This is a genomic window from Cupriavidus sp. 01L46 (assembly GCF_056399905.1).
Genome location: NZ_JBFTSF010000295.1, coordinates 1 through 7,178, shown reverse-complemented (window position 1 = coordinate 7,178; position 7,178 = coordinate 1). Strand labels below are relative to the sequence as shown.

12 protein-coding genes are annotated in these 7,178 nt (G+C 59.6%); 4 read left to right on the top strand and 8 right to left on the bottom strand.

Annotated features, from left to right (window positions below; genetic code table 11):
* The first annotated feature begins 157 nt into the window (after nucleotides 1-157).
* Nucleotides 158-403, top strand: a complete 246-nt coding sequence (locus AC1DS3_RS32045) for a hypothetical protein (protein WP_441637061.1) — start codon at nucleotides 158-160, stop codon at nucleotides 401-403.
* Nucleotides 404-510: 107 nt separating this feature from the next.
* Here AC1DS3_RS32045 and AC1DS3_RS32040 read toward each other — a convergent pair whose 3' ends face one another.
* The 3 genes from AC1DS3_RS32040 to AC1DS3_RS32030 are packed head-to-tail and all read right to left on the bottom strand — an operon-like array spanning nucleotide 511 to nucleotide 2,524.
* Nucleotides 511-1,311 carry a TniB family NTP-binding protein gene (locus tag AC1DS3_RS32040; protein WP_477128728.1) on the bottom strand — a complete coding sequence of 267 codons (801 nt, stop codon included), beginning with the start codon at nucleotides 1,309-1,311 and terminating at the stop codon, nucleotides 511-513.
* 7 nt (nucleotides 1,312-1,318) lie between these two features.
* Nucleotides 1,319-1,963 (bottom strand): Mu transposase C-terminal domain-containing protein, encoded by a 645-nt coding sequence (locus tag AC1DS3_RS32035; protein WP_441637057.1) that lies wholly within the window; start codon nucleotides 1,961-1,963, stop codon nucleotides 1,319-1,321.
* A 60-nt stretch (nucleotides 1,964-2,023) separates the two neighbouring features.
* Complete coding sequence (locus tag AC1DS3_RS32030) at nucleotides 2,024-2,524, bottom strand: hypothetical protein (RefSeq protein ID WP_441637055.1); 501 nt, start codon at nucleotides 2,522-2,524, stop codon at nucleotides 2,024-2,026.
* A gap of 335 nt (nucleotides 2,525-2,859) precedes the next feature.
* On the opposite strand from AC1DS3_RS32030, the gene AC1DS3_RS32025 reads away from it, so the two are divergent.
* Nucleotides 2,860-3,306: a ProQ/FinO family protein gene (locus AC1DS3_RS32025; protein WP_477128727.1), complete on the top strand. Its 447-nt coding sequence runs from the start codon at nucleotides 2,860-2,862 to the stop codon at nucleotides 3,304-3,306.
* Nucleotides 3,307-3,491: 185 nt separating this feature from the next.
* Here the strand turns inward: AC1DS3_RS32025 and AC1DS3_RS32020 are convergent, their stop codons facing one another.
* Complete coding sequence (locus tag AC1DS3_RS32020) at nucleotides 3,492-3,647, bottom strand: H-NS family nucleoid-associated regulatory protein (protein WP_441637201.1); 156 nt, start codon at nucleotides 3,645-3,647, stop codon at nucleotides 3,492-3,494.
* 532 nt (nucleotides 3,648-4,179) lie between these two features.
* On the opposite strand from AC1DS3_RS32020, the gene AC1DS3_RS32015 reads away from it, so the two are divergent.
* The gene (locus AC1DS3_RS32015) at nucleotides 4,180-4,434 is read left to right on the top strand and encodes a transposase (RefSeq protein ID WP_441637051.1); all 255 of its coding nucleotides are present in this window, start codon (nucleotides 4,180-4,182) and stop codon (nucleotides 4,432-4,434) included.
* On the opposite strand, the gene AC1DS3_RS32010 is transcribed toward AC1DS3_RS32015, so the two are convergent.
* A complete protein-coding gene (locus tag AC1DS3_RS32010; protein ID WP_477128729.1) occupies nucleotides 4,394-4,543 on the bottom strand; it encodes a hypothetical protein in 150 nt (49 codons plus the stop codon). The genes AC1DS3_RS32015 and AC1DS3_RS32010 overlap by 41 nt on opposite strands.
* Before the next feature lie 54 nt (nucleotides 4,544-4,597).
* Between AC1DS3_RS32010 and AC1DS3_RS32005 the strand changes: the two genes are divergently transcribed.
* Nucleotides 4,598-4,954, top strand: coding sequence for a hypothetical protein (locus tag AC1DS3_RS32005; protein ID WP_441637207.1), 357 nt, complete (start codon nucleotides 4,598-4,600; stop codon nucleotides 4,952-4,954).
* A 180-nt stretch (nucleotides 4,955-5,134) separates the two neighbouring features.
* Here the strand turns inward: AC1DS3_RS32005 and AC1DS3_RS32000 are convergent, their stop codons facing one another.
* From AC1DS3_RS32000 to AC1DS3_RS31990, 3 genes are all read right to left on the bottom strand, one after another.
* Nucleotides 5,135-5,962 (bottom strand): NAD-dependent epimerase/dehydratase family protein, encoded by an 828-nt coding sequence (locus AC1DS3_RS32000; protein WP_441637049.1) that lies wholly within the window; start codon nucleotides 5,960-5,962, stop codon nucleotides 5,135-5,137.
* Nucleotides 5,963-5,999: 37 nt separating this feature from the next.
* Nucleotides 6,000-6,896 (bottom strand): SMP-30/gluconolactonase/LRE family protein, encoded by an 897-nt coding sequence (locus tag AC1DS3_RS31995; protein ID WP_477128726.1) that lies wholly within the window; start codon nucleotides 6,894-6,896, stop codon nucleotides 6,000-6,002.
* 43 nt (nucleotides 6,897-6,939) lie between these two features.
* A partial coding sequence (locus AC1DS3_RS31990) for a porin (RefSeq protein ID WP_477128725.1) occupies nucleotides 6,940-7,178 on the bottom strand: 239 nt, incomplete at its 5' end.

The following is a 7,178-nucleotide window of genomic DNA, read 5'->3' as shown; positions in this document are numbered from 1 at the left end:
GACAGCGGGCGATCATTGGACGATCCAGACCGCCCTGCAGCGCGTGGAAGCCGCCGGCTACATCGATCCGTGGGCGGAGTACGCCGATACTAGAAAGGTGCAACAAATTGGTGCGGCCATCCGCAAGCTGGCTGGCTAGTCGATTGGAGGATTTGTCATGGCAACCCTTGAGGCGTTTCCTGCTGCGGAGCGCGAAGCCTTTACCAATGCCTGTCGTCGGCACGGGTTCATCGCCGCCGACTTTAGCGTCTGCGACATGGCCGGGGAACAGGATCGCCTGGTCAGCGTGCTGAGGCCAGAGACAGGTGTAATGATGCAGTATGCGGCAGGGTCTCGTGATTCTTGGTCGACCAAATTCGAGCACGACCTAGCCATCCGGGTCTTCGGAGACGCCCCCGAGTAAAACCTCGACAGACGCTCGCTCAATAAGCAGTCATTAAGGCACTTTCAAGTCCGGAAAAGAAATTCGTGACCACTGTATATATATACAGTAAACTCGGTTGCATGGACTCAACCAACAGCCATGCCGACGCCCAATCMAGAATCCATCCATCCCGCCCTCTGGCGAGCCTCCCAGCTTGCCAGGGCGAACGGTCGCCTCGACAGGTTTGACGGTCGTCGCAAAGGAAGTACGCGTTCGAATGCCGCCAACAGTCCCCGGAAGGCTTCCGACTCCTGCCATCGAGGCATCTCGAAGCGCGCAAAGCGACTGCTCATTTGGGAATCGGTTTGAAGTGCTATCTCAGCATCGTGCGTCCCCACAAGGACAATCGTCATCTGGAGATCGTTGGCCAGAAACTTGAGCAGGTTCAGGGAGGCGCGCTGCTCGCGATAATTTCCCGACAAGAGGTGATGAACTTCATCGACAACCAGCATGCGCGGCGAAACTTTCCAAAGCAACTCGCGACTCAGATGCTCAAGCACGTTTAGCCTCGCTGATGCGTTGAACGGCGCTCCAAGCTCGAACAGCAGCGATGTGTAGAAGCGGTTCTGGTCGGGCGTGGGTGGCATCTGCATAGACACCACCTTCCGGCGCTCCACGCCCGCAATTTCGTCGTATTCCGGAGGAAGGCGCCGTTCAAATTTCGCGATAACCTGGGTCTTTCCGATGTTCGATTCGCCGTACAGCAGCACGCACGGCATACGCTGCCGTGGAGGGATCTTCACCAATCGGTCCAAGAGCTCGAACGCCTGTGTTGCGCGGGGATAGTCAATCCATCTATCGCGGGCCAGGGCAAGAATACGAACATTGTCGTCGCTCTTTGCTAAAGAACGGACCTCCGGCAGAAGGTGTGTCAAGGAAGCACTCATCGCCAGTTCACAGTTGCTCTACGTGATAAATTGGAGGCGGCTTGCTGTAGTCGACATCCGGCGTTGCCGACGACGCCTCGAGGGATTTCGCCTGCTGACTGGCCTGCCTGCTCGCCGGGAAAGGCGAGGTCTCCCCTGCTCTTCCTCGTCTGTCTGCAGATCGCCGCTTCGCTGTTGCCCCCTCTATGATGCTGCGTTGCGCAGCGATCGCGTTGAATATCGCAGACTCCGTGACGTGGGATTTTCCCTGCGATCGGAGATGCTTGAGTACCGCCTTTTGCTCCCACAGGGAGATTCGGCCACGACGTAAATCGGCAAAGCTTGCCTCAACGTATTCCTTGCCATCGGCACTGACGAAGATTCTCGATAGGTCCTCTGGATGGTATCGCACCACGACGCGACGGTTAGCCGCCCGCCAGGCGGTGAAGATCGGATGCCAATAGTGCAGATAGAACAGCGTCAAGCCATCAGACTGGATGGTGCGTCGGCTCATTGGCAGGAACTGAATGAGGAAGCGAAGTTCTTCAGCCGCTGAGTCGGGAAGAAGCCGCGGCTTCGGTGCTTCAGACAACGTCGACCACGCGGAGTATGGCGTCGCGCCGCCTAAACCTCGATGGGCACTGTGATGGTAGGTCTGTCCGATTTCATACATCAGCCATTGCTCGAACTCCGGAAGGGTTAATGCGGCTTCCGCTTCCGGCTTGTGAGCCTTTCATCCTTTCGTCGACGATCCGGTCGAGCCTGGCAGACTGTGCACCTTCTCCATCATGGTACGGTTCAGTCTTTCTATATGGCCCCCGAAATAGGGTCGGCCAGGCGGGCGATACATCAGCTCGATGCCGTATTGATTGCAGCCCGCTCGCAGTGCCTTACTTTTGAACTCGGCAGCGTTGTCGAGATGCAATACCTTCGGCACGCCATGCGTCGGCCAATCTACAGCAACGTCCCGGCTCGCCAACCAGGGCGCCTTGGGCAGGACCATCCGCGTGAGAAGTAGAGCGACAGTCGCCGCGTTAGGGCGGTCGAAACCGACATATATGGCCACGACTGATCGTGTCGCGACGTCGATTGCCAGCGTCAGCCACGGTCTGCCAAGCGTGTGGCGAAACACCTCATCGACCAGCATGATGTCGGCAAGTGTGTGATCGATCTGCACAATATCCAACGGATGCTGTGCGACAAGATGGCCCGGCGCTGCGCCTGAAAGCTTCATGCATTCTTTGTCACGGTAGTCGGCCCACCGGCGGGAGATTGTTGGCCTGGAAGGTGGTGTGGCGCCTGCAACGGCGCACCGCATGCGGACCTCTCGGCAAATCTCATGAAGGGGATGGGCGAGATGCTTCTGCCGCGGAAGCCAATCGGATAGGACGTCCTGAACGATTGCCTCCACTTCATTCGACAGCATGTATTGCCCTTGACGTGGACCTGACGGAGACGGCAGCAATGACGCTGTCACCGGGTCTTCTAGAAAGCGTCTGCGCAACCGGTACACTGAAGAAGAGTGCAAGCCGTGAAGTGTAGTAAAGATGCGACTTTTGCGTAGTAAAGTTGCATCTTTACTACACTTCACGGCCGGCCAAGACGCGTCGCGCACCGCCGAAGGCTTCGGCCCGCCCAGCGAAGCCCGTCAATGAGCCCGCTAAGCCCGTCGATCCGGTGCTGCAGGCCATCGYGAAGCTGCAAAAKCGYTTCCCGCAAACCTTTCCGAAGAATCCTGCGCCCAAGGTACCGCTCAAGATCGGCATCTTCGAGGATCTCCTCCCCCACGTGGAGGAACTTGCCCTGACGGAGCCGGTATTGCGCGACGCGATTCGGACCTGGTGCCGCGGCACTCGCTACTGGACCTGCATGGTGGAAGGTGCCCCGCGCGTGGATCTGGCGGGGCAGGAGGCGGGACACGCTTCAAAAGTCGATGCGGACCGCGCGCAGCAACTGCAAGCCCGTCGTGCAGCGCGAGCGCAATCTCGACCCGTGACCGCCCCGAAGCCCAACTGATCCGTGATGGGGATGTCGCGCCGGCAGCGCGGCKTCGTGCGCCGACGAAACGCGACCTCGCATCATGCCTGCGTCGGCACGATGATGAACGCTCGCGGCGCGCCGCGTTCGGCGCAAGGCAGTCGCTGTTGAGCGATCACTTCCGCTAACGGCGCCCGCTAATTGCCAATGTGGGTGCGAGAAAGCTATTTCACTCGAAAATGCTCGATGCTCTGCCCGGCATTCACCGCCCTCTGCAGCCAATCTGGCAGCTCGCCTTTACCGTCCCAAACACGACCATCCGCACTCCGGTAGCGCACTGCTTGCGGTTTGGCAGCATCCTCAAAACAACCAGCATGCATAAGGTCATCGAAGGAAATGCTGTTTCGGACCATCTGCATTCGGACCCACAAGATCGCGGCTTGTTTGTCGGCAGAGTCTCTGCTGCCAGATACAAATAGACGGCCCGCTTCCAGCGGCTCCGAGTTTGTGCCCCGACTTGAACGCCGGAATGCCTCGTGAGGTACTGATTGGATTGCTCTCATGAAATCAAATGACGGCGGACTCTGTCCGCAAGAGAACACGGGTAAGAGCTGCCTCCTGCAGTCCAGGGGAGTTCAAGACAATAGGCCAAACGCAAGTTGAAGAAAACTTCCAACAGCTGCCTTTAAAGCTAAAGCTCGCGCTAATGACCACCACGCCCGTCCCGCTGCATAGCCTTGAGAAAAACATGGCCATTAATTGTAATCAGAGCACGATGGTGTCCCGGTGAGACTCGATCCCGCGTTGCGAGGTCCCGCTCGAGCAAGGCATTAAAATCGGCGGAATCAAGTTCGACTGGAGGTGACCCGCTTTTTCGGACAGTGCCTATCTTGGGTAAACAGGGGGTGCACCATGCCGAAAACGCGCCCACCGTACAGCACTGTCTTCCGTCAACAAGTGGTTGACTTGGTCCATGCCGGTCGCAGCCCCGAAGATCTGGCCAAAGAGTTCGAACCCACGGCTCAGACCATTTACAACTGGGTTGCACAGGCCGAGCGTGACGCAGGCACACGTCATGACGGCCTAGATGTACCCAAGGTAGTCGGCAAACGGGCCGACGTACTGGTTAGTGGTTCTCGGCCCAGCGTGCGAGGTGGGCGCGGCTGAGCTTGCCTTGCGCCCAGGCCTGGCTGAACGACGACAAGTTGGCAYTTTTGCCCCGCACGAGTTCCTCGAGGGCGGTCCGGAAGCTGTCTTTGTCGAGCAAATGGGTCACGGTTGTCTCTCCTTGGGTAGCGGCTCCGGCACACGTTACGGCGAATTCCGGGGCGTGCTTCACATCATAGTTACTGATGATTTAATCCTCATTTCTCATAGCCCCCGCATCACTGACATCACGCTGCCCGCACGCGAGCGCATCCACGTCGTCAGTGAGGGCGACCCGGCTGCGCCGGCAGTCTTCCTCAGCCATTCGATCCTGTCCAGCCATGCCATGTGGGACACCCAGGCGGCCCTGCTCGCCAGCCGGGGCTGGCAGGTCGCGTTCATGCCGGCCGGCGAGGCCTCGATTGTCGAGTCGCCGTGGCCCCGGATGTCGGCACGAACGATTCCACCGGCGCTCGTCTGCCATCTCCGATGGCCCGCTTCATCGGCTCGTGCGACCACCTTGCCATCAGAAAGCAGGTAAGCTGCAGCCCAGTGGATTTACATCCCGCCCGATGACGTCCGCTGCCGCGGGCTGTAGGTTCAACTGTCGACTGGAAGGAATTCGCGCAACGTCGCTTCACTACTCTTTACGAGAGGCGAGTGTCCATACGAAGGCAAGGACCAAGCCTGAACTCGCCGGGCGGCCGGCTTGGCGAGCTGATCATCGATGCAACCCCTGCGCTTTCGACGGCCTCTGCTGTTCCTGCGTGTAGTCGATCGTCACGAATGGCCCACCTTGGAAGTGTTGCGCGATCGGGTCCAGCGGGGTGGGCTGCGCTAGGATCTCGCTCGCCCAGTCCTCGGCATTCTGCGTTGGCGCATAGCCGATGGCATTGCCTTCTTTGAGGTCGTAATAGGCACGGGTGTTGGCGGAGATGCCCCATACCGCCGCATACCCGACGTCGTTGGCCTGGATCGAGCGCATCACGAGTTGCACTAGGTCTTCGGTGCCCATCCATGTGCTTAGCTGTCGGAAATTTTCCGGGGGGCGCCCCATCGTCGTGCCGATGCGCAGAGAGATGCCTTCGATGCCATGCTTGTCCCAGTACATGCGGGCCATCGCTTCGCCCCACACTTTCGACAGGCCGTAGAGACCGTCGGGCCGGACCTCGGCGTTGAGCCCCAGCCGGGCGTCTATCGCATGCATGCCGAAGGCGTGGTTCGAACTGGCGAAAACGATGCGTCGCACCTTGTGGCGCCTCGCCCCCTCGTATACCTGATGCAGCGCGACAAGATTGTTTTCGATGATCTCCTGAAGCGAACGCTCAAGGCTGGTACCGGCCATGTGCACGAGCACGTCAACGCCCGCGAGCATGCGGTCGACCACGGCCGGATCCCTCAGGTCCCCGTGCATCACTTCTTCACCATCGTGCAGCGGCGTCAGCGGCTCCATGCCCCCCGCCGAGCGCAAATCAATTCCACGCCTTTGAAGTTCAACCCGCAGGATGCGGCCAACATTACCACTCGCTCCACTCAATGCCACTTTCATGACCTTCCTTCTCCCTTTCGCTATTGCATTACACACATCAGCCGCGATACAACGCGACCGGCACGCCGGGCACGTCCACTTCAATCCGGAAGACCCCGCCGGCGAAGGGCTCTTGATCCAGCTGGGCCTYGGTCAAACCCTCACGCAGCGAGGTTACGAACAGCGTTTTCAGTTCGGGCCCGCCAAAACATGGCATGGTCGGATGCGTGACAGGCAGTTCGATGTGCGAGAGCAGTTCGCCGCGCGGACTGAAGCGGTTGATGCGGCCAGCTGAAACACCGCAACTCCAGTAGCAGCCTTCGGCGTCTGTCGCACCGCCGTCGGGCCTGCCCCACTCGGATCGAACCTCGACGAACAACTCTTTCGCGCCGATGGTGCCTGTAGCCGGATCGTGCGCATAGCGCCAGATCACCCCGCCGCGTGAATCGGAGTGGTAAAGCACTCGACCATCGGGGCTCCAGGCCAGGCCATTGGAGACCTTGAGACCACCAGCCATACGTTCGCATCGGTAGTCGGCGCCCAGCCGGTACAGCGCTGCAACTGCCTCCTTCTGCGGCCGGTCGTCCATCGTCCCCGCCCAGAAACTACCGTCGGGCGCAACCTTCCCATCGTTTAGGCGATTCGTTGGACGATCGGCTTCAGGATGTACGACGAACGTTGGTGCCGCGCCCTCAGTGGCGGGGTCGAACAAATGAAAGCCCGTGCGCATGGCCAGCACTAGCCCCCCGGACTGCCGCAGACCGATGCTGCCCACAGCGGCCGGCATCGGCCACTCACGCCATTCGCCACTTGCCGGGTGCCAGCGGTAGACGGCCGGCTTCACGATGTCGACCCAATAAAGCGCCTGCTCACTCGCCGACCAGACTGGGGATTCACCCACCGTATTCCTGGCGTCCACTGCGCAGTGCACGGCCAATTCCAATTTGCTTGCCATGAAAGATCCCTCTGATGCGCTTCAATTGCGCATCCTGAAAGCACTAGAAAGCGTGCGTCATGCCCACGCCGTATCGCGTAACCTTCGAGGTGGCTTTGCCATCCGCACGATCGACCACAATCCTACGAAACGCCGTGTAGAGCCGAGTCCGCTTCGACAGATCATAGGTAGCCATCAAGCTCAGGCCATCGGCATCGACAACCGTCAGTCCGGCAGCGTTCTTTGTGTTCGCCTTGGCATAGCCCACTGCCACCGTTGCCGCGCCGAATGGCACATTAAAAC